At 73.4% G+C, this 19,112-nt stretch carries 21 protein-coding genes; 11 read left to right on the top strand and 10 right to left on the bottom strand.

Annotated elements, in window-relative coordinates:
- Positions 1 to 2: 2 nt before the first annotated feature.
- Entirely contained in the window at positions 3 to 608 is a 606-nt protein-coding gene (locus MTR79_RS21165; RefSeq protein WP_244791777.1) for an ATP-dependent Clp protease proteolytic subunit, read from the bottom strand.
- Between the two features lie 64 nt (positions 609 to 672).
- Here MTR79_RS21165 and MTR79_RS21160 point away from each other — a divergent pair, with 64 nt between their 5' ends.
- Entirely contained in the window at positions 673 to 951 is a 279-nt protein-coding gene (locus MTR79_RS21160; protein ID WP_102639726.1) for a type II toxin-antitoxin system Phd/YefM family antitoxin, read from the top strand.
- Between the two features lie 30 nt (positions 952 to 981).
- Here MTR79_RS21160 and MTR79_RS21155 read toward each other — a convergent pair whose 3' ends face one another.
- The 3 genes from MTR79_RS21155 to MTR79_RS21145 all read right to left on the bottom strand — a co-directional run bounded on the left by MTR79_RS21155 (position 982) and on the right by MTR79_RS21145 (position 3,480).
- Entirely contained in the window at positions 982 to 1,440 is a 459-nt protein-coding gene (locus MTR79_RS21155; protein ID WP_244791775.1) for an SMI1/KNR4 family protein, read from the bottom strand.
- 147 nt (positions 1,441 to 1,587) lie between these two features.
- Entirely contained in the window at positions 1,588 to 2,316 is a 729-nt protein-coding gene (locus tag MTR79_RS21150) for a DUF2625 family protein (RefSeq protein ID WP_244791773.1), read from the bottom strand.
- A 162-nt stretch (positions 2,317 to 2,478) separates the two neighbouring features.
- A complete protein-coding gene (locus tag MTR79_RS21145; RefSeq protein ID WP_244791771.1) occupies positions 2,479 to 3,480 on the bottom strand; it encodes an ABC transporter permease in 1,002 nt (333 codons plus the stop codon).
- Positions 3,481 to 3,584: 104 nt separating this feature from the next.
- Here MTR79_RS21145 and MTR79_RS21140 point away from each other — a divergent pair, with 104 nt between their 5' ends.
- The 7 genes from MTR79_RS21140 to MTR79_RS21110 all read left to right on the top strand — a co-directional run bounded on the left by MTR79_RS21140 (position 3,585) and on the right by MTR79_RS21110 (position 9,400).
- Entirely contained in the window at positions 3,585 to 4,205 is a 621-nt protein-coding gene (locus MTR79_RS21140; RefSeq protein ID WP_086704551.1) for a TetR/AcrR family transcriptional regulator, read from the top strand.
- A gap of 176 nt (positions 4,206 to 4,381) precedes the next feature.
- Complete coding sequence (locus MTR79_RS21135; protein WP_189364145.1) at positions 4,382 to 4,684, top strand: urease subunit gamma; 303 nt, start codon at positions 4,382 to 4,384, stop codon at positions 4,682 to 4,684.
- A 13-nt stretch (positions 4,685 to 4,697) separates the two neighbouring features.
- Entirely contained in the window at positions 4,698 to 5,009 is a 312-nt protein-coding gene (locus tag MTR79_RS21130; RefSeq protein WP_086704553.1) for an urease subunit beta, read from the top strand.
- Entirely contained in the window at positions 5,002 to 6,723 is a 1,722-nt protein-coding gene (locus tag MTR79_RS21125) for an urease subunit alpha (RefSeq protein WP_086704554.1), read from the top strand. Before MTR79_RS21130 ends, MTR79_RS21125 begins: the two co-directional genes overlap by 8 nt.
- Complete coding sequence (locus MTR79_RS21120) at positions 6,723 to 7,397, top strand: urease accessory UreF family protein (protein WP_189364076.1); 675 nt, start codon at positions 6,723 to 6,725, stop codon at positions 7,395 to 7,397. The genes MTR79_RS21125 and MTR79_RS21120 overlap by 1 nt, the downstream gene beginning before the upstream one ends.
- Before the next feature lie 543 nt (positions 7,398 to 7,940).
- The gene (gene ureG / locus MTR79_RS21115) at positions 7,941 to 8,624 is read left to right on the top strand and encodes an urease accessory protein UreG (RefSeq protein WP_086704557.1); all 684 of its coding nucleotides are present in this window, start codon (positions 7,941 to 7,943) and stop codon (positions 8,622 to 8,624) included.
- On the top strand, positions 8,612 to 9,400 hold the full coding sequence (locus tag MTR79_RS21110) for an urease accessory protein UreD (RefSeq protein ID WP_189364075.1): 789 nt from the start codon (positions 8,612 to 8,614) through the stop codon (positions 9,398 to 9,400). The genes ureG and MTR79_RS21110 overlap by 13 nt, the downstream gene beginning before the upstream one ends.
- Before the next feature lie 381 nt (positions 9,401 to 9,781).
- Here the strand turns inward: MTR79_RS21110 and MTR79_RS21105 are convergent, their stop codons facing one another.
- On the bottom strand, positions 9,782 to 10,507 hold the full coding sequence (locus MTR79_RS21105; RefSeq protein WP_102642125.1) for a lysophospholipid acyltransferase family protein: 726 nt from the start codon (positions 10,505 to 10,507) through the stop codon (positions 9,782 to 9,784).
- A 197-nt stretch (positions 10,508 to 10,704) separates the two neighbouring features.
- On the opposite strand from MTR79_RS21105, the gene MTR79_RS21100 reads away from it, so the two are divergent.
- On the top strand, positions 10,705 to 11,160 hold the full coding sequence (locus MTR79_RS21100; RefSeq protein WP_244791770.1) for an RpiB/LacA/LacB family sugar-phosphate isomerase: 456 nt from the start codon (positions 10,705 to 10,707) through the stop codon (positions 11,158 to 11,160).
- A 107-nt stretch (positions 11,161 to 11,267) separates the two neighbouring features.
- On the opposite strand, the gene MTR79_RS21095 is transcribed toward MTR79_RS21100, so the two are convergent.
- From MTR79_RS21095 to MTR79_RS21075, 5 genes are all read right to left on the bottom strand, one after another.
- Positions 11,268 to 12,497 (bottom strand): SpoIIE family protein phosphatase, encoded by a 1,230-nt coding sequence (locus MTR79_RS21095; RefSeq protein WP_244791768.1) that lies wholly within the window; start codon positions 12,495 to 12,497, stop codon positions 11,268 to 11,270.
- Between the two features lie 9 nt (positions 12,498 to 12,506).
- Positions 12,507 to 14,981: a SpoIIE family protein phosphatase gene (locus MTR79_RS21090; protein WP_244791766.1), complete on the bottom strand. Its 2,475-nt coding sequence runs from the start codon at positions 14,979 to 14,981 to the stop codon at positions 12,507 to 12,509.
- Positions 14,982 to 15,165: 184 nt separating this feature from the next.
- Positions 15,166 to 16,392 carry an ornithine--oxo-acid transaminase gene (rocD, locus tag MTR79_RS21085; protein ID WP_086700803.1) on the bottom strand — a complete coding sequence of 409 codons (1,227 nt, stop codon included), beginning with the start codon at positions 16,390 to 16,392 and terminating at the stop codon, positions 15,166 to 15,168.
- Positions 16,389 to 17,201 (bottom strand): dimethylargininase, encoded by an 813-nt coding sequence (ddaH, locus tag MTR79_RS21080; protein ID WP_189364071.1) that lies wholly within the window; start codon positions 17,199 to 17,201, stop codon positions 16,389 to 16,391. Before ddaH ends, rocD begins: the two co-directional genes overlap by 4 nt.
- A 93-nt stretch (positions 17,202 to 17,294) precedes the next feature.
- Positions 17,295 to 17,828 carry an Lrp/AsnC family transcriptional regulator gene (locus MTR79_RS21075; protein WP_086700806.1) on the bottom strand — a complete coding sequence of 178 codons (534 nt, stop codon included), beginning with the start codon at positions 17,826 to 17,828 and terminating at the stop codon, positions 17,295 to 17,297.
- A 135-nt stretch (positions 17,829 to 17,963) separates the two neighbouring features.
- On the opposite strand from MTR79_RS21075, the gene MTR79_RS21070 reads away from it, so the two are divergent.
- Complete coding sequence (locus tag MTR79_RS21070) at positions 17,964 to 18,734, top strand: LytTR family DNA-binding domain-containing protein (protein WP_086700807.1); 771 nt, start codon at positions 17,964 to 17,966, stop codon at positions 18,732 to 18,734.
- A 16-nt stretch (positions 18,735 to 18,750) separates the two neighbouring features.
- Positions 18,751 to 19,110 (top strand): hypothetical protein, encoded by a 360-nt coding sequence (locus MTR79_RS21065; RefSeq protein WP_033277188.1) that lies wholly within the window; start codon positions 18,751 to 18,753, stop codon positions 19,108 to 19,110.
- Positions 19,111 to 19,112: the final 2 nt, after the last annotated feature.

The raw sequence follows: 19,112 nt of genomic DNA, 5'->3' as shown, positions 1-19,112 counted from the left end.
GCTCACCTCGCGCCGGTCGCGGTACGGGCGCTGCGGTGGTGCGGCACGATCCGGTCGGCGAGGCCGTAGTCCACGGCGGCCTGCGCGTCCAGGACGAGGTCCCGCTCCAGGTCGGCCCGCACCCGGTCCGCGGGCCGGCCGGTGTGCCGGGCCAGCAACTGCTCCGTGCGGGCCCTGATCCGGGCCAGCTCGCCGGCCCGGATCGCCAGGTCGCTCGCGCTGCCCTCCACGGGCTCGGGGAGGGCGGGCTGACGGAGCACCAGCCGGGAGCCGGGCAGGACGTACCGCTTCCCCGGTGTGCCGGCGGCCAGCAGCAGCGCTGCCGTGCCCTCCGCCCGGCCCAGGCAGACCGTCTCGACGTCGCAGGTGACGTACGTCAGGGCGTCGTGCAGGGCGGACATGGCGTGGAAGGGGCCGCCGGGGGAGTTCACGTACACCGAGATGTCGCGGTCCGGGGCGCGGTGCTCGAGGTACATGAGCTGGGCCGTCACGTCGTTCACCGCGGTCTCGTCGATCCGCGTGCCCAGGACGACGATCCGCTCCTCCAGCAGCTGCGCGTACGGGTCGGAGGTCCGGTGCCCCGAGGGGGGGACGGGCGGTCGCGTCATGGTGCCCTCCTGTCTCGTTGTCTGTAAAAAATGTACAGGACGTACGTGACGTTATGATGGCCGTATGGCTTACGAGATTCCGGTGACCCAGGCCAGGGCCGAGCTCGCCGACCTGATCAACCGCGTGGTGTACGGCGGTGAGCGAGTCGTCGTGACCCGTCACGGGAAGCCGCTCGTCGCCCTCGTCTCCGCGGACGACCTGCGACGCCTGGAGGAAGCCGAGGGCGCGGCGGAGGAGCCGGTGATCAGCACGGTGGCGGGCCTGCACGAGGTCCCGTCCGCCCCACGCGAACACGGCCGCTTCGGCATCGCGGCGGAGCACCGGGGGTCGGCGGGCTCTTGACGCGGGCGGGGGCGCGTCCCGCGTCTGCGGCTAGAGCGATCCCGGGTCGCCGTTGGCGGCGAACTGTGTCAGGGATCGTTCCAACAGGCCGAGAAGCTCCCGCAGGTCATCAGCTACTCGGTCGAGCTCGGGTTCGTCCAGCGACGCCGTTCGCGTCCGGTAGATCACCCCGCTGGGGCCGACGGCATAGGACAGGCCGCCACCGTTCGAGCCGATGACCAGGCCCCTGTGCTTCTGGTCCGCGCCGAGATCGACAGTGCCGTACTGCTGGAACCCCAGGAGGACATCGGCTGCCGAGGCGACGAAGTAGCCATTGCCGACGTCTGCCCAGGTGACCTCGCCGATGCTCTCGTAGAAGGTGACCAGGTCGCCAGGGACCAGGCTGACCTGGGCGAGCGTCCGAGCCGCGGACAGGTCGGCGTGGTCGGCCGGCCGGACCTCGTTGACTCCCGGGGGAAAGCCGTGCCGACGCTCGAACTCGCGTGTCATTGCCAGCAGGGTCTCCGAGACCCTGCTGCTCCACGAGGCCAGCCAGGCGGGAGATAGCGAACGATCACTCATAAGGCGACACTTCCTCGCACTCGCCGGTATCGCCGCCACACTCATCCGCTGTCGGCGTCTGGCTGCACAGCCAGTTCATAGGAGTCCTAGGAACCCCGGGTCGGCGCCGTCGAACTGCAGGCACGAGTCGCGGCTCAGCCCCAGCAGTTGCGCCATGGGCACCGCACGGCGACTGGTCGCCGGCAGGTCCTGGCGAGCCTCGGCCGACCACAACGGCGGGAAGAACGCCAAGCCCTGCCGACCGGTCAGCGCGGACACCTCGCTGCGCCAGCCGTCCCACCGCAGGCTCCCGTAGAACTCCCGCAGCCCTCCGAAGAGCATCGAGGACAGCCAAGCGGAGTGCCCGGCGCCCAACCCCTCCCAGTCAAGGGAGTCGGGGGCGAAGTAGATGATCTCGCCCGGATCGCCGGGCCGGCCAGCCGCGCTCGGGTCGCCCCCGTTGAGCGCGAACACCCCGCCGAGCACATCGTGCGCAACGATGAGTCCCGCCCCTGGCCGCCAGGCCGGATCGAACGTCGAGGGCATCTTGTTGATCTCCCCCAGGCCCGGCAGCCTTTCGATGCCGGCGCTGCCCGGGCTTCCGAAGATCCGCAACCAGCCACTGTCCACCAGCAGACCGCCACTGTTCAGGACGATTGCTCCCAGGTGCGACCGGGCCGAGACCTGGAGCTGCAGCAGAGAAGTACGGCCTGTCCCGGCATCGCCGGGCAGCACCTCAACTGGTACGTCACTGCCGGACAACTCCTGGAGAAGGAGCGGCCAGGCTGGATCATCGACGTTCATCAACTCATCGACCTCGCGCATCTCGGCATCGTCGCACCAGTGCTGAAGGCGTCGTGTGTCGGGGCTTCTGCACTTCGATCCAGGGGCATTCCGCGATCCGGGCCGCGCCATGACTGCGGATGGGCGGCGGCGGTCATCGGGAGTCTGCGCAGTCGCACCGGCCCGGCGTCGTCCAGAGGGGCGTCAGCGAGCCAGTGCCGGTTCGCGTTCCGTCGCGTCGGCGGCGGGTGCCGTACGGCCGCGCACGGCGTGGCCCACCAGCACCGCGCCCAGTCCCAGCACCGCCCACCACGTCAGCGTGAGTGCGGGCCCCACCGCCGACGCCCCGTCGAAGAAGGCGACCGATCGCAGGAGCGACACCCCGGCCCCCGGCGGCAGCCACTGGCCGATCACGCCGGCCGGCTCGGGCAGCATCTCCGGGGCGGACGCCGCACCCGAGAAGGGGTTGCCGATCAGCATCATCAACAGCGCGCCCAGCCCGAGGCCGGGTCGTCCCAGCAGGGCCGCGAGACCCGCGACCGCGCCGCTCACCGCCAGCGTGGCCAGCGCGAACGTCCCCGCCACGGCCCACCAGTTGCCCGGCAGGGCGTCCAGCCAGCTGTGCGACAGAGTGGCGGCGACCGCGCCGACCAGTGCCGCCGACCCGGCCAGCGCGCCCACCGCGACAAGCCCCCGCAGCCCGAGCAGTGTCACCGCCACCCCCGCACCGATCCCGGCCAGCGCCAGCGGCAGCACGCTCGTGTTCAGCACCGCCCCACGAGGGTCGCTCGCCGCGGCCGGCACCACGTCCTCCGTGGGGACGGCCTGACCCGGGGCGCCCGCCTGATGCGCGACCGCCTGCTGGAGCAGCTGCGCCACCGCCGGGCTCGCCGCGGACGCGGTCAGCAGCTTCGGGCCCTGCGGGGTGACCACGACCGCCCCGTACACCTCCCGGTCCTCGATCGCGTCCCGCGCCTCGGCCTCGTCGGCGTACCGATGGAGGTCGAACGCGCCCTCGCGCTGCTCCAGCTGATGCGCGACCGGCGCCGTGGCGGCGGGCGGGCCGGCCACGCCGAGCGGCACGTCGCGCGGCGCCGTGCGCGCCGCGGGCCAGGCGAAGGCCCACAGGGCCAGCGCCACCAGGGTCGGGATCAGCACCAGGACGGCCGCGATCCGCCGGTGCGTCGGCAAGGACGTGGGAGACATGAGGAGCTCCTCTAAAAAGAAGGATCGTTCGTTTTGGCCTCGCCCACACCGTCCCGCCATCTCGTTCCCTTGTCAAGAAGGAATGTTCGTTTTAGGTTGGCGGCATGGCTCGCGTATCTCAGGAACACCTCGACGCCCGCCGCCGGCAGATCCTCGACGGCGCCGCGGTCTGCTTCGCCCGCAACGGCTTCCATGCCACGTCGATGCAGGACGTGCTGAAGGAGGTGGATCTCTCCGCCGGCGCCGTCTACCGGTACTTCAGCGGCAAGGAGGAGCTGATCGCGGCCATCGCCTCCGAGGTGCTCGAGACGGTGCGCGGCACCCTGGAGCAGGCGGCCCGGGAGAGCCCGCCGCCCACCCCCGACGTGCTGGTGCCGCGCGCCCTGGCGACGATGCGTGAGCTGCGGCCGACGACCCTGGACACGGGGGAGTGGCTGTTCCCGCGGCTGATGATCCAGGTGTGGACCGAGTCCACCCGCAATCCCGGACTGACGGCCGTGCTGGCCGACGGCTATGCCGAGATCCGCTCGGCGTGGGGCGGCATGGCGCAGAGCTACAAGGACGCCGGACTCCTGCCCGAGGACGCCGACGTGGACGCGATGGCCCGCGCGATGATCGCGCTCGTGCAGGGATTCGCCGCCCAGATGGCCCTGTTCGGCGACATCCCGCCGCAGGCGCTCGCCGACGGCACACGCGCCCTGATGGTCATCGGCCGCGCCACGTGAGGCGCCTGGGCCGGGCCGGCCGCGGCCGACACGGACGGCCGAGCCGGGCGCCGCGCGGTTAACGTCCTCGAAACGCCGCCCGGCTAGCCTCCGGGTCCACGCCACCGGGGATCCTTCCCGTGGCCGCGGCCACCGGGCCCCGCACGGCCCGGAGCGAGGACGGTGAGGTGGATGCCGTGCAACTGACCCCGCACGAGCAGGAGAGGCTGCTCATCCATGTGGCGGCCGACGTGGCGGCGAAGCGCCGCGACCGCGGTCTCAAGCTCAACCACCCGGAGGCGGTCGCCCTCATCACCTCGCACCTCCTCGAGGGCGCCCGCGACGGCCGGACCGTCGCCGAGCTGATGGCGTCCGGGCGGAAGGTGCTCACCAGGGACGACGTCATGGACGGCGTCCCCGAGATGATCCCCGACGTGCAGGTGGAGGCCACTTTCCCGGACGGCACCAAGCTCGTCACCGTCCACGACCCCATCGTCTGACGGGAGGAGCGCCGTGACACCCGGAGAGATCCTGTTCGCCGAGGGCCCGATCGTCTACAACGAGGGCCGCGGGACCACCCGCCTGACCGTCCTCAACGCGGCCGACCGGCCCGTGCAGGTCGGCTCGCACTACCACTTCGCCGAGGCCAACCCGGGCCTGGAGTTCGACCGTGCCGCGGCCCGCGGCAAGCGGCTCGACGTCCCCGCCGGCACCGCCGTACGGTTCGAGCCCGGCATCCCCGTCGAGGTCGATCTGGTGCCGCTGGCCGGGGCGCGGACCGTGCCCGGGCTGCGCGGCGAGACGGGGGGCGCGCTCGATGCCTGAGATCTCCCGCGAGGCGTACGCCGACCTGTTCGGGCCGACCACCGGCGACCGGATCCGGCTCGCCGACACCGATCTGCTGATCGAGATCGAGGAGGACCGCTCGGGCGGCCCCGGACGCGCCGGCGACGAGGCGGTGTTCGGCGGCGGCAAGGTCATCCGCGAGTCGATGGGCCAGGCCACCGTCACCCGCGCCGACGGTGCCCCCGACACGGTGATCACCGGCGCGGTCGTCGTCGACCACTGGGGTGTCGTCAAGGCCGACGTCGGCATCCGCGACGGCCGGATCACCGGCATCGGCAAGGCCGGCAACCCCGACACCATGGACGGGGTCCATCCCGACCTGGTGATCGGCCCCGAGACCGAGATCGTCGCCGGCAACGGGCGCATCCTGACCGCCGGGGCGATCGACGCGCACGTCCACTTCATCTGCCCGCAGATCGCCGACGAGGCGCTGGCCTCCGGCATCACCACGCTGGTCGGCGGCGGGACCGGACCCGCCGAGGGCTCCAAGGCGACCACCGTCACGCCCGGCCCCTGGCACCTGGCGCGGATGCTGGAGGCGATGGAGGCGTACCCGCTGAACATCGGGCTGCTAGGCAAGGGCAACACCGTGTCGCAGGAAGCCCTGCTGTCGCAGATCCGGGGCGGCGCCGTCGGACTGAAGCTGCACGAGGACTGGGGGTCCACCCCGGCCGTGATCGACGCCGCGCTCACCGCGGCCGACCGGACCGGCGTGCAGGTCGCCATCCACACCGACACCCTCAACGAGGCCGGTTTCGTGGGTGACACGCTCGCCGCGATCGCCGGGCGCGGCATCCACGCGTACCACACGGAGGGTGCGGGCGGCGGGCACGCGCCGGACATCATGACCGTCGTCTCCGAGCCGCACGTCCTGCCCAGCTCCACGAACCCGACGCGGCCGTTCACCGTCAACACCGTCGAGGAGCACCTCGACATGCTGATGGTGTGCCACCACCTCAACCCCGCCGTGCCGGAGGACCTCGCCTTCGCCGAGTCGCGGATCCGGCCGTCCACCATCGGCGCGGAGGACGTGCTGCACGACCTCGGCGCCATCTCCGTCATCTCCTCCGACTCCCAGGCGATGGGACGCGTCGGCGAGGTGGTCATGCGGACCTGGCAGACGGCCCACGTGATGAAGCGGAGGCGCGGCGCGCTGCCCGGCGACGGGCGCGCCGACAACCACCGGGTCCGTCGCTATGTCGCCAAATACACCATCAACCCGGCGGTGGCGCAGGGCATGGCCGGCGAGATCGGCTCCGTGGAGAGCGGCAAGCTGGCCGATCTCGTGCTGTGGGAACCGAAGTTCTTCGGGGTCAAGCCCCACCTCGTCCTCAAGGGCGGGCAGATCGCCTACGCGCAGATGGGGGACGCCAACGCGTCCATCCCGACGCCGCAGCCGGTGCTGCCCCGGCCCATGTTCGGCGCGACCGGACGTGCGCCCGCGGCCAACTCGGTCAACTTCGTCGCCCGGACCGCCCTCGACGCGGGGCTGCCGGACCGGCTCGGGCTGGGCAAACGGTGGGCGGTCATCGACTCCACGCGCGCGGTGACCAAGGCGGACATGCGGGAGAACGACGCCCTCCCGGACGTGCGGATCGACCCCGACAGCTTCGCCGTGCGCATCGACGGAGAACTGGTCGAGGCGACACCGGCCGAGGAACTTCCGCTCGCCCAGCGCTACTTCCTCTTCTGATGTCCAGGGCAGCGCTGCTCGTCCTGGCCGACGGACGGTTCCCCGCGGGCGGGCACGCCCACTCCGGCGGGGCGGAGGCCGCGGTTCGCGCCGGGCGGATCACCGGCGCGAAGAGCCTGGAGGACTTCTGCCGGGGACGGCTGCACACCACGGGTCTGGTGTCGGCCGCGGTCGCCGCGTCCGCCGCGCTGGGCGTGGACCCGGGGGAGTTGGACGCGGCCGCCGACGCCCGCACGCCCTCGCCCGCACTGCGCGCGGCGGCACGCAAGCTGGGCCGCCAGTTGCTGCGCGCCGCCCGTGCCACCTGGGCGAGTCCCGAACTGGACGTCCTGGCGCGGCGGTTCGCGAGGGGCGCGCACCAGCCGGTGGTGCTGGGGGTGGCCGCGCGGGCTGCCGGACTCGGCCCTCAGGACGCGGCACACTGCGCCCTGTACGAAAGCGTGGGCGGACCCGCGACCGCGACGGTACGGCTGCTCAGCCTCGACCCGTTCGACGCGACGGCGGTCCTCGCCCGCCTGGCGCCGGAGGCGGACCGCGTGGCGGAGACGGCGGTACGGGCGGCCCACCGGGTCGCCGAGGAAGGCGCCGACGCCCTCCCCGCGGCGTCGGCGCCCCTGCTGGAACTCTTCGCCGAAGCGCACGCGGCCCGCGCGGGACGCCTGTTCGCGTCATGACCGCCACCTGGGCCTCGGCCCGACTTCCACTCGGAGCGGCCGCGCCGGCGCCGGAAGCGCGCCGGCGGGGACGCCCGCCCGCCGCACGGACACCCCTCGGCCCGCCGGGCCTGCGCGTGCGGTTCCTCGCCGGATGGGGTCCGCTGGGGCTGCTCGCGCAGTTCCCCGCGCCCCTGAGGGGTCGGTGGGGGTGCGGCTCCGGAGGTGTCGCCGCCCCCGTGGACCCTCGGCCCAGCCGGCCCGCGAGGTTGGCTGTGCGGAGGCTCGCGGGCTCCCGCTCGCGGCGCCCGACCCCGGCACCGGCAGGCTGTCGGCGGGGAGGCCCGTTCCGCCCACCGGGGTCCGCCCCGGCGCCCGTTCCGCCCACCGGGGCCTGTCTCGGCTCCCGTCCGCCCACCGGGGCCTGTCTCGGTTCCCGTCCGCCCACCGGGGCCCGTCCCGGTCCCGTCCGCCACCGGCCCCGACCTCGCCCCGACCCGACAACCCCCGACGGTCCGTCCCCGTATCGCCCCGGACGTGCCGCGACTCCCGGAGGTGCCCCGCATGCATCGTGATCACATCGACCCCCACCCCGGGCCCGCCGTCATGGGCGCCGACGCCCGGCGGCCCGACGGAACGCGCCGTGCGCTGCGGATAGGGCTCGGCGGGCCCGTCGGATCAGGGAAGACCGCGACCGTCGCCGCGCTCTGCCGGGCGCTGCGGGACGAGGTGTCCCTGGCCGTCGTGACCAACGACATCTACACCCGCGAGGACGCCGAGTACCTGCGCAGGGAGGCCGTCCTGCCCCCCGAGCGGATCACCGCCGTGGAGACCGGCGCCTGCCCGCACACCGCGATCCGTGACGACATCTCCGCCAACCTCGAGGCGGTGGAGGACCTGGAGGACTCCGTCGGGCCACTGGACCTCGTCCTCGTCGAGTCCGGCGGGGACAACCTCACCGCGACCTTCTCCAAGGGGCTCGTCGACGCGCAGATCTTCGTGATCGACGTGGCCGGCGGGGACGACATCCCGCGTAAGGGCGGCCCCGGCGTGACCACCGCCGACCTGCTGGTCGTGAACAAGACCGACCTCGCCCCGTACGTCGGCTCGGACCTCGGCCGGATGGCGGTCGACGCCAAGGCGCAACGCGCCGACCTGCCCGTGGTGTTCCAGTCACTGCGCGAGGACGAGGGGGTCGCCGCGGTGGCGTCCTGGGTGCGGCAGCGGCTCGCCGCGTGGGCGGCGTGAACACTGCGGGCGTCCGGGCGGAGGCGGAGATCCGCGCCCGCGCGGACGGCCGGGGCGGTACCGCCCTGCCCGTGCTGGAGAGCCGGGGCCCGCTCGCCCTGCGGCGCACGCGGGGGAGCGGCGCCACCGCGCACGTCTCGGTCGTCGGAGCGATGAGCGGCCCGCACGGCGGGGATCACTTCACCGTCCGCGCCGACGTCGGCACGGGTGCCCGGCTGCGGGTCGGCTCGGCCGCCGCCACGCTCGCCCTGCCGGGCCAGCACGGGGGACGGGCGCGCCAGGACGTGCGGATCACCGTCGCCGCCGGGGGAGAACTGCACTGGCTGCCCGAGCCGTTGATCTCCGTCAGGGGCAGCGAGCTGGCCGTCCACACCCACGTCGACCTGGAGTCAGGTGCCCGGCTGGTTCTCCGCGAGGAGCTGGCGCTGGGGCGGACCGGGGAGGCTCCCGGACGGCTCACCTCCCGGCTGACCGTGCGCGTCGACGGGCGCCCCGTCCTCGACCAGGAACTCGACTGCGGCCCCGGCGCCCCGGGCGGCTGGGACGGCCCCGCCGTGCTGGGCGGCCACCGTGCCGCCGGTCAACTCGTCGTGGTCGATGCGGAGTTCACGGAGAAGCCGATCGCGCCCGGCGTGCCCGCCGACGGCCTCGCCGTCCTCCCGCTGTCCGGGCCCGCCGTCCTGGTCAGCGCCGTGGCGCCGGACGCCCTGAGGCTGCGCCGGCTGCTGGACCGGGCGCCCGCCTCCTTCACTCCCGCGTCCCCGGCGTCCGCATGACACCACCGTCATATCCGCTTTTCGGATTGGCAAGGAAGGCGTATCCCCTCTGTCGCCCGTGACCCCCGGGAGACGAGGACCAACCCCGTAGGCGTCGAAACCATGTACGGGGAGGCCCTCTTGAGGGACAGCAGAGCGAGAGGCGGGTGGTGGCGGTCGGTTCGGCCGGCGTGCTCGTCACCACCGCACTCATGGCCGGCGCCGTCGCGGCGCCCGGCGCGAGCGCGACGGCGGACACCTGTCGGCCGACACCTACCTGCTCACCGGGAAGCTCGACCGCTCCGACGTGACCTGCGTCCGGCACGCCACGCCGAAGCCGTACCGCACGGCAGTGAGGGGCGGCCGGAACACTCCGGCCGCCCCTCACCCGTGTCCGCGTGCTCACCGCAGCGGCATGCGTGGCGCCCGCCGCTTCTCCTCCGCCTTGCGCTTCTCCTCCGCGGCCTTCACGTCGGCCGCGTACCGGTCGACGTACTCCTGCTCGGAGAGGGAGAGGATGGCGTACATGATCTCGTCGGTGACGGCCCGCAGGACCGCCTTCTCCTTCTCCATGCCCTGGTAGCGAGAGAAGTCCAGGGGCTCGCCGAAGCGGATCACCACCGGGTGGATGCGGGGGATCTTCCGGCCGGGCGGCTGCGCCTCGAACGTCCCGATCATCGCGCAGGGCACCACCGGGACGCCCGCCTTGAGGGCCATCACCGCCACGCCGACCTTGCCCTTGTAGAGGCGGCCGTCGTGCGACCGGGTGCCCTCCGGGTAGATGCCGAGCAGTTCCCCCTTGCTCAGCACCCCGAGCCCCTCGCGGATCGCCGCCTGCCCGGCCTCCTTGCCGGAACGGTCGACGGGGATCTGGCCGGCGCTGTGGAAGAAGAACGCCGTCAGCCGCCCCTTGAGGCCCGGGCCGGTGAAGTACTCGGCCTTGGCGAGGAAGGTGATGCGGCGCTTCAGCACGGCCGGCATCAGGAAGTGGTCCGAGAACGACAGATGGTTCCCCGCCACGATCGCGGCGCCGGAGGACGGGACATGTGCCAGGCCCTCGATCCGGGGCCGGAAGACCAGTCTGAGCAGCGGGCCCAACAGCACGTATTTGAGCAGGTAGTAGAACAAATGCACGCTCCTCGACTCTGGGAAACGACGGGATCGCCGCGTTCCAGCAGGTCATCCGGCACGTCGTGAACGGCCAGTCTAGGACCGGGTGACGGGCCCGGGCACCAGGTTCGACGGGAACCGGAACCCGTCGCCCCGGACAGCCGCCCGCACACCGGGCGGCCGCCGCCCGCGCACCGGCCGGTACGCTCGACAGTATGCGGTTCTCCGTCTCCTCCGACATGGACGAACCGGTCGCCCGCGCCCTGGTCGACGCCCTGCGCGAGCGCGGCCACGAGGTGCGCGTCCACGGCGCCCTGAGCCCCGGCGACGACCCGCGGTGGGCCGTCTGCTCGGAGGCCGCCGCCCGCGACGTCGCCGACGGGAGGGCCGACCAGGCGGTGGTGTGCTGCTGGACCGGGACCGGTGCCTCGATCGCCGCGAACAAGGTGCCCGGCGTCCGGGCCGCCCTGTGCACCGACGCGTACACCGCAGACGGCGCCCGCCGCTGGAACGACGCCAACGTGCTGGCGATCGGCCTGCGGCTCACCTCGGTCCCGCTGCTCCAGGAGATCCTCGACGCCTGGTTCGCCGGGCGGCCCAGCGACGACCCCGAGGACCGGGCCAACGTGGAGCGCACCACCCGCCTCGACGGCGAGCGCACCGGCGCCTGACGGCGGGTGCCCGCCACCCGTCTCGGCGGTGTCCACACCGCGCCTGACGGCGGGTGCCCAGCACCCGTCTCGGCGGCGAGCACACCGGCGCCTGACGGCGGGTTCCGTCACAGCCGTACGACGACCAGCGCCGTGTCGTCCGTGGCGCCGCCCGGCGGCAGCAGTTCACGCAGCACCGTGTCCGCCAGCGGCTCCGGGTCCAGTGCCCGGTGGTGGCGCAGGGACTCCGCCAGCCGCCGCAGCCCGACGTCGATGTCCTCCCGCCGCCGCTCGATCAGCCCGTCGGTGTAGAGCACGAGGGTCGCCCCCGGCTCGAAGGCCGTGGACGCCTGCGGCCGCGGCTGCGGATCCGGACGGGCGTCCAGTGGCGGGTCCGTCGCCCGGTCGAGGAACTCCACCCGCCCGTCGTCGTGCAGCAGCACCGGAGGCGGATGGCCCGCGCTGCTGTAGGTCAGGACGTGCCGGTCGAAGTCGATGAACGTGGTCACGGCCGTCGCCGACTCGGCGCCGTCCACCACGTTCGCGTACCGGCCGAGCACGTTCAGCGCCTGGGCCGGCCCGTCCGCCACCCGGGACGCGGCGCTCAGCGCACTGCGCAGCTGGCCCATGACCCCGGCCGCCTCCAGGCCGTGCCCCACGACGTCGCCCACCGACACGCCGATGCGGTGGCCGCCCACCAGGTCGACCAGGTCGTACCAGTCCCCGCACACGTTGAGCGCGCCCACCGCAGGCCGGTAGCGCACCGCGGCCCTGCGATGGCCGACCTGCCGGTGCGCCGGCAGCATCGCCTTCTGCAGCACCAGGGCCACCTCACGCTCCCGGGCGTGCGCCTCGTGCAGCCGGTTGTTGAGCTCCTGAAGCTCCCGGGCGCGGGTGTACAGCTCGGCCTCCAGCACCCGTCCCGCCGTGTCGCCGTCGAGCCCCCGGGCCCGCACGAACTCGGTGACCTCCTCGACCCGGTGCACGATCAGCCGGACCCGGCCGTCCGGTCCGAGCACCGGGCTGTTCACCGGCGACCAGTAGTGCTCGTGCCAGTTCCCCGAGTGCTCGGGGGACTCGACGTCGTAGCGCTGCAAGGCCATCGCGTCCCGTTCGCCGGTGGCAAGTACCCGCAGCAGCGAGGCCCGCAGATGGTGCGAGTGGCTCGCGGCGGGGGAGTTCAGCGACTCCGGGAACACGTCGAACACGTGGCGGCCCAGCAGGGACGCGCGCGGACGTCCCGTGCCGCGCACGTACGCGTCGTTGACGTCGGCGAACACCAGGTCCGGGGTCAGCAGCGCCACCATGCCCGGGAGTGCCCGGTACACCGCCTCGAAGTCGATCGTCGTGTCCGCCATGGCCCCGCCTCACTCCGGGGACGTGGTCAGCGGCTGCTCCGCCCAGATGATCTTCCCGTCGGGCACGAACCGCGTACCCCACCGCTCCGCGAGCTGCGACACCAGCAGCAGCCCCCGGCCGCCCTCGTCCATCGCGCGCGGATGCCGCAGATGCGGGGCGCTCGCTCCGCCGTCGAGCACCTCGCACACCAGCGTCCGCTCCCGGATCAGCCGCAGCCGCACCCGTCCGGAGGCGTGCCGGATCGCGTTCGTCACCAGCTCGCTGACCAGCAGCTCCGTGGTGAACTTCAGCTCCGCGTCGAGACCCCAGCGGGAGAGCTGGTCCTGGGCGGTCCTGCGGGCGTCCGCCACCACCGCCGGGTCCGACGGCAGGTCCCACGCCGCGACCTGCTCCGGCGCGAGCCGCCTGGTCCGCGCCATCAACAGCGCCACGTCGTCCTCCGGACGGGCCGGGACAAGGGCGTCGACCACCGCCTGGCAGCGGGGCCGAAGCTCGCGTTCCGTGCCCTCCAGGGCCCGCCGCAGCCGCTCCCGTCCCGCCTCCTCCGCGCCGCCGTCGCCGTGCGCCAGCAGCCCGTCCGTGTGCAGCACCAGCGTGCTGCCCTCGTCCAGCGACAGCTCCACCGCCTCGAACGGCGGACCGCCCACCCCGAGGGCGGGCCCCTGCGGCAGATCCACGAAGCCGACCGTGCCGTCCGGCGCGACCACCGCCGGCGCCGGATGCCCAGCGGCGGCCATCGTGCACCGCCCGTCCGCCGGGTCGTACACCACGTACACGCACACGGAGCCGACCGAGCTGCCGTGCCCGACCGCGCCCTCCCCGTCGTCGTCCCCCTCCCCGTCCCCGTCGTCCCGGGCGGAGCGGAGAGCCAGGTCGTCCAGGTGCGCCAGCACCTCCTCGGGCGGCAGGTCGATCGCGGCGAGCGTGCGGACCGCCGTGCGCAGCCGTCCCATGGCCGCGGCGGCGTCGATGCCGTGCCCCGGCACCTCGCCGACCACCAGCGCGACCCGGGCGCCCGACAACGGGATCAGGTCGTACCAGTCGCCGCCCAGCCCGGTCAGCTCGTCGGCGGGCCGGTAGCAGGCGGCCACCTCGACGGCGTCCTGGTCGGGCAGCCGGCGCGGCAGCAGACTGCGCTGGAGCACCAGCGCGGCGTCCCGCTCGCGGGTGTAGCGGCGGGCGTTGTCCACGCAGACGGCGGCGCGCGAGACCAGGTCCTCGGCCAGGTGCAGGTCGTCCGCGTCGAAGGGGCTCTGACGGCGGCGGAAGAACGTGGTGAGGCCCAGGGTGACGCCGCGCGCCCGGATCGGGACGATCATCACGCTCTGCAGGCCCAGCTCCAGGAAGGTGGACTCCCGGCCGTCCGGCGCGCCCGCGGCCCATTCCACCGCCAGCGGGTCGAGCTGTTCCTGCCGCCAGGACCGCCCCGTGGCCAGGCACCGTACGGGCGGGGAGCCCGCCAGGTAGGAGACGACCGCGCCGCTGTCCACGGTCGTCCGCGGCAGATCCTCGTACAGGGACCGGTGGCCGGCGCGGCGCAGCGGCATCCGCTCGGACCCGGCGAGCGGCTCCGGGACCGGCTCGGCGCCCCGCAGCACCGTCTCCAGCAGGTCCACGGTGACGAAGTCGGCGAGGCCGGGCACGGCGACGTCCGCCAGCTCCTGCGCGGTGGTCATCACGTCGAGGGTGCGGCCGATGTACCGGCCGGCCCGGTCGAGCAGGGCGAGGCGCTCCCGGGCACGGTGCCGGTCGGTGACGTCCACGACGGTGTAGTACACACCCATCGGGTCGCCCCGGTCGTCCTCGAGGCGGGTGAACGACAGCATCTGCGCGGTCTCCCGCAGCGGCGCCGAGCGCACCCGGCCGACGTACTCGTAGTCGATCACCTGCTCGCCGGTCTCCAGCACGTGCCGCATCCGCTCCTCGACGGCCTCGCTGTCCATGCCCGGCTGGACGTCGGCGACCCGCAGCCCCACCCGGCTCCGGCCCGGACCGCCGCCCCACCGCTCCAGGGCCGCGTTGGACCACACGAAGCGCAGCTCGGTGTCCACGATGGCGATGCCGATGGGGTTGCCGGCGACGATCTGTTCCAGCACTCCGCGGCTCATGTCCCAGCCCCGCGCGCCGCCGCCCAGCTCCGACAGCAGCACCAGCACCGCCGGGCGGCCCTGCGGCGCCGTCGTCGGGGCGACCCGCACCGACACCGGCACCGGCTGCCCGTCCCGGTGGAGGGCCGTCATCAGCCCCGTCCAGTCGGCGCCGGTGCGGCACCGGGCGAGCAGGTCCTCCATCCGCTCGGCGTCCTCGGCCTCCAGCAGATCGGCGAACTTCCGGCCCACCGCCTCCGCCGCGCCGTGTCCCAGCAGCCGCTCCGCGTGCACCGTCCAGCCCGCCACCAGACCGTGCGGGTCCAGCAGCAGCGGCGCGGCGTCGGCCACGTCGAACCCCTGCCGGGCTCCTCCCTGCTCCTTCTGTCCGCCCACGGACGGCCTCTCTGTCGCTGAGAGTTTTATGTCGTCTTTGTCCCCGCTAGACCCCATCTTCACCCCGATGACCGGCCCAGGGCTTCCCAGAGGTGGGCCACTGGTGCACCGCACCCGTCGTCCGCCACGCCCCCGGACACGCCGACGCCCCCGCCGGAGACGGCCGGGGGCGTCGGGCAGAGGGTCAGACCTGGCGGCTGAGCACCTTCTCCAGCGTGCGCAGCGCCTCCCGCAGCTCGTCCGCGGTGACGGTCAGCGGCGGGGCCAGCCGGACGGTCGAGCCGTGCGTGTCCTTCACGAGAATCCCCTCGCGCATCAGACGCTCGCTGACCTCCCGGCCGGTGCCGAGAGCCGGGTCGACGTCCACGCCCGCCCACAGGCCCCGGCTGCGGAAGCCGGTGACGCCCTTGCCGACCAGCGCCTCAAGGCCCTCCCGCAGCACCACGCCCAGGTCGGCCGCGCGCCGCTGGAACTCGCCGGTCTCCAGCAGCTCCACCACGGCCGTGCCCACGGCGGCCGCCAGCGGGTTCCCGCCGAACGTCGACCCGTGTTCGCCCGGGTGGAGTACCTGGAGCACCTCACGCCGGGCCGCCACCGCCGACACCGGGACGATGCCGCCACCCAGCGCCTTGCCCAGCAGCACCACGTCCGGCACGACCGACTCGTGCTCCACGGCCAGCGTGCGCCCGGTGCGGCCGAGCCCCGACTGGATCTCGTCCGCGACGAACAGGCACCCGGCGCGCCGGGTGAGCTCCCGCACCCCGGAGAGATAGCCGTCGTCCGGGACGACCACGCCCGCCTCGCCCTGGACCGGCTCGATCAGCACCGCCGCCGTCGTCTCGTCGACCGCCTCCTCCAGAGCCCCGAGGTCGTTGTACGGCACTACCCGGAACCCCGGGGTGAAGGGGCCGAACCCGGAGCGGGCGGTCTCGTCCGTGGAGAAGCTGACGATGGTCGTCGTCCGACCGTGGAAGTTGTCCGCCGCCACCACGATCGTCGCCCGGTCGGCGGGGACGCCCTTCACGTCGTAGGCCCACTTGCGGGCCACCTTGATGCCGCTCTCCACCGCCTCCGCGCCGGTGTTCATGGGCAGCACCATGTCCAGGCCGGTCAGCGCGGCCAGCCGCTCCGCGAACTCCGCCAGCCGGTCGTTGTGGAAGGCGCGCGAGGTCAGCGTGAGCCGGTCCAGCTGGCGGTGTGCCGCCTCGATCAGCGCCGGATGCCGGTGGCCGAAGTTCAGCGCCGAGTAGCCGGCCAGCATGTCCAGGTACTTCCGGCCCTCCACGTCCTCCACCCAGGCGCCCTCCGCGCGGGCGACGACCACGGGCAGCGGATGGTAGTTGTGCGCGAGGACCGGCTCCTCCGCCGCGATCAGCTCGGCGGACGAACGCGTACGGGGGGCAGAGGTCATGAGCGGATCTCCTGAGTGCAGCACTTGATGCCCCCGCCCGCCTTGTGGAACTCGGACAGGCCGACGGGGACGGGGACGTAACCGCGGTCGGCGAGCCGGTCGGCGAGGGCCGTCGCCTCCGGCGAGATGAACACATGACGGCCGTCCGAGACGGAGTTCAGGCCGAACGCCATGGCGTCCTCCCGGGTGGCGAGGACCGCGTCCGGGTACAGCCGCTCCAGCACCTCACGGCTGCCCGGCGAGAACGCCTCCGGGCAGTACGCGACGTTCTCCTCGTCCAGCACGAACAGCGCCGTGTCCAGGTGATAGAAGTACGGGTCCACCAGTGTCAGGCCGATCACCGGCACGCCGAAGAACTCCTGGGCCTCACGGTGCGCCTCGGGCGCGGTGCGGAAGCCGGTCCCGGCGAGGATCCAGCGCCCGGCGGGCACCAGGTCGCCCTCGCCCTCGCACACGGACTCCGGATGCTGGACGTCGAACCCGTGCGCCTTGAACCAGGCCGCGTACGGCACCGACTCCGGGCGCCGCTCCGGCGCGTGGAACCGCGAGCCGAACACCCGCCCGTCCACGACGACCGCCGCGTTCGCGGCGAACACCATGTCGGGCAGACCGGGCAGCGGTTCCACGGTCTCCACGGTATGGCCGTGGCGGCGGTAGGCGTCGACCAGCGACAGCCACTGCCGCCGGGCGAGTGAGACGTCGACGGGTCGGTCCGGACGCATCCAGGGATTGATCGCGTACCGCACGGCGAAGAACCTGGGTTCGCAGACGAGATAGCGCCGTGGGCGCGCCACACGTGATTCGGGCACGAAGGGGTTCCTCCGCTTCACACGGTGTCGACTAGGGGTGACTCCACGGTAGGAACGCGGCCCAGCGGCCGACAAGCGACGGATCCTGCGTCTTCACGCAGGATCGCTGCGTCCTTCACGGCCTCGGCGCACGTCTGGTGCGCCGTCCGGGGCGGGCTGAGTCACTCCCGCCTCAGGACTGTCGGGCAGCAGGTGCGACAGCACCATCACGCTGATCGTCTTCCGGATGAACGGCTCCTGGCGGATCCGCTCCAGCACCTCCTCGAAGTGCTCCACGTCCCGCGCCCGCACGTGCAGCAGCGCGTCCGCGCCCCCGGTCACCGTCATCGCCGCGGCGATCTCCGGATGGTTGCGCACCACCTCCGCCAGCCGGCGCGGCGGCGCCGCCCCCTCGCAGTACACCTCCACGTAGGCCTCGGTGCGCCAGCCCAGCGCGGACGGCCGCACGGTCGCGGTGAACCCGGTGATCACCCCGGTCTCCCGCAGCCGGTCCACCCGGCGCTTGACGGCCGTCGCCGACAGCCCGACGGAGGCGCCGATCTCCGCGAAGGACGTCCTGGCGTTCGCCATCAGAGCGGTGACGATCTTCCGGTCGAGTTCGTCGAACGGCGTGGGCCTGCTGTTCATGCGGGCACTGTATCCACGGCGGCCCCGCGGTCACCCCGGGCGCGTCCCCCGGAGGAGGACCGGCGCCGAACCGGGTGAAACGCCCTTGTCCGGCACGTAGTCCGGACCCGGAGATCCCGCCTACACTCCACGTTCATGCTGCGCGCCCTCGCCGTCGACGACGAACGCCCCTCGCTGGAGGAGCTGCTGTACCTGCTGAACGCCGACCCGCGCATCGGGAGCGCGGAAGGCGCCGGCGACGCCACCGAGGCCCTGCGCCGCATCAACCGCGCCCTGGAGTCGGGACCCGACGGGCCCGACGCCATCGACGTCGTCTTCCTCGACATCCAGATGCCCGGCCTCGACGGACTCGACCTCGCCCGGCTGCTCACCGGCTTCGCCCGGCCGCCGCTCGTCGTGTTCGTCACCGCCCACGAGGACTTCGCCGTCCAGGCCTTCGACCTCAAGGCCGTCGACTACGTGCTCAAACCCGTCCGCAAGGAACGCCTCGCCGAGGCCGTGCGGCGGGCCGCCGCCCAGCGCGGCACCACCCCGCGCGAGGCAGCCCCGCGCATCCCCGTGCACGAACCCGACCCCGACCAGATAGCCGTCGAACTGGGCGGCGTCACCCGGTTCGTCGCCGTCGACGACATCACCCACGTCGAGGCCCAGGGCGACTACGCCCGCCTGCACACCGACCGCGGCAGCCACCTGGTGCGCATACCGCTGGTCACCCTGGAGGAGCGCTGGCGCTCCCGCGGCTTCGTCCGCATCCACCGCCGCCATCTGGTCGCCCTGCGCCACATCGGCGAACTGCGGCTCGACGCGGGCACGGTGAGCGTCCTGATCGGGTCCGAGGAACTCCAGGTCAGCAGGCGCCACGCCCGCGAGCTGCGCGATCTGCTGATGCGCCGGACCACGGGCTGACGGGGGAGAGGTCCGCATGCCGCAGGAACCCGCCGAGCGCAGGGTGGTCGTCACCGGCCCGCCCCGCCGCGCCCGCCGTACGTCCGGCTACTACCGCCCGCGCACCGAGATCGACGAGCAGACCACCCTGGGTCACACCTACGTCCGCTCCCTCATGCGCATCCAGCTGCGCACCGGACTCACCGTGTTCGCCGTCCTCGCCCTGCTCATCGGCCCGCTGCCGCTGGTCTTCGCCGCCGCCCCGGACGCCCGCCGGCTGGAATGGGCGGTCCTCGGCTTCGGGCTCTACCCCCCGCTGGTCCTGCTCGCCCGCTGGTACGTCCGCCGCGCCGAACGCAACGAACGCGACTTCGTCCGGCTCGTCGAGGACCGCTGAGA

The organism is Streptomyces sp. BJ20 (assembly GCF_022869105.1).
GTDB classification, from domain to species: Bacteria; Actinomycetota; Actinomycetes; order Streptomycetales; family Streptomycetaceae; genus Streptomyces; species Streptomyces griseoincarnatus.
The sequence above is the reverse complement of the archived record's forward strand: the minus strand, read 5'-3'. Positions and strand labels throughout refer to the sequence as shown.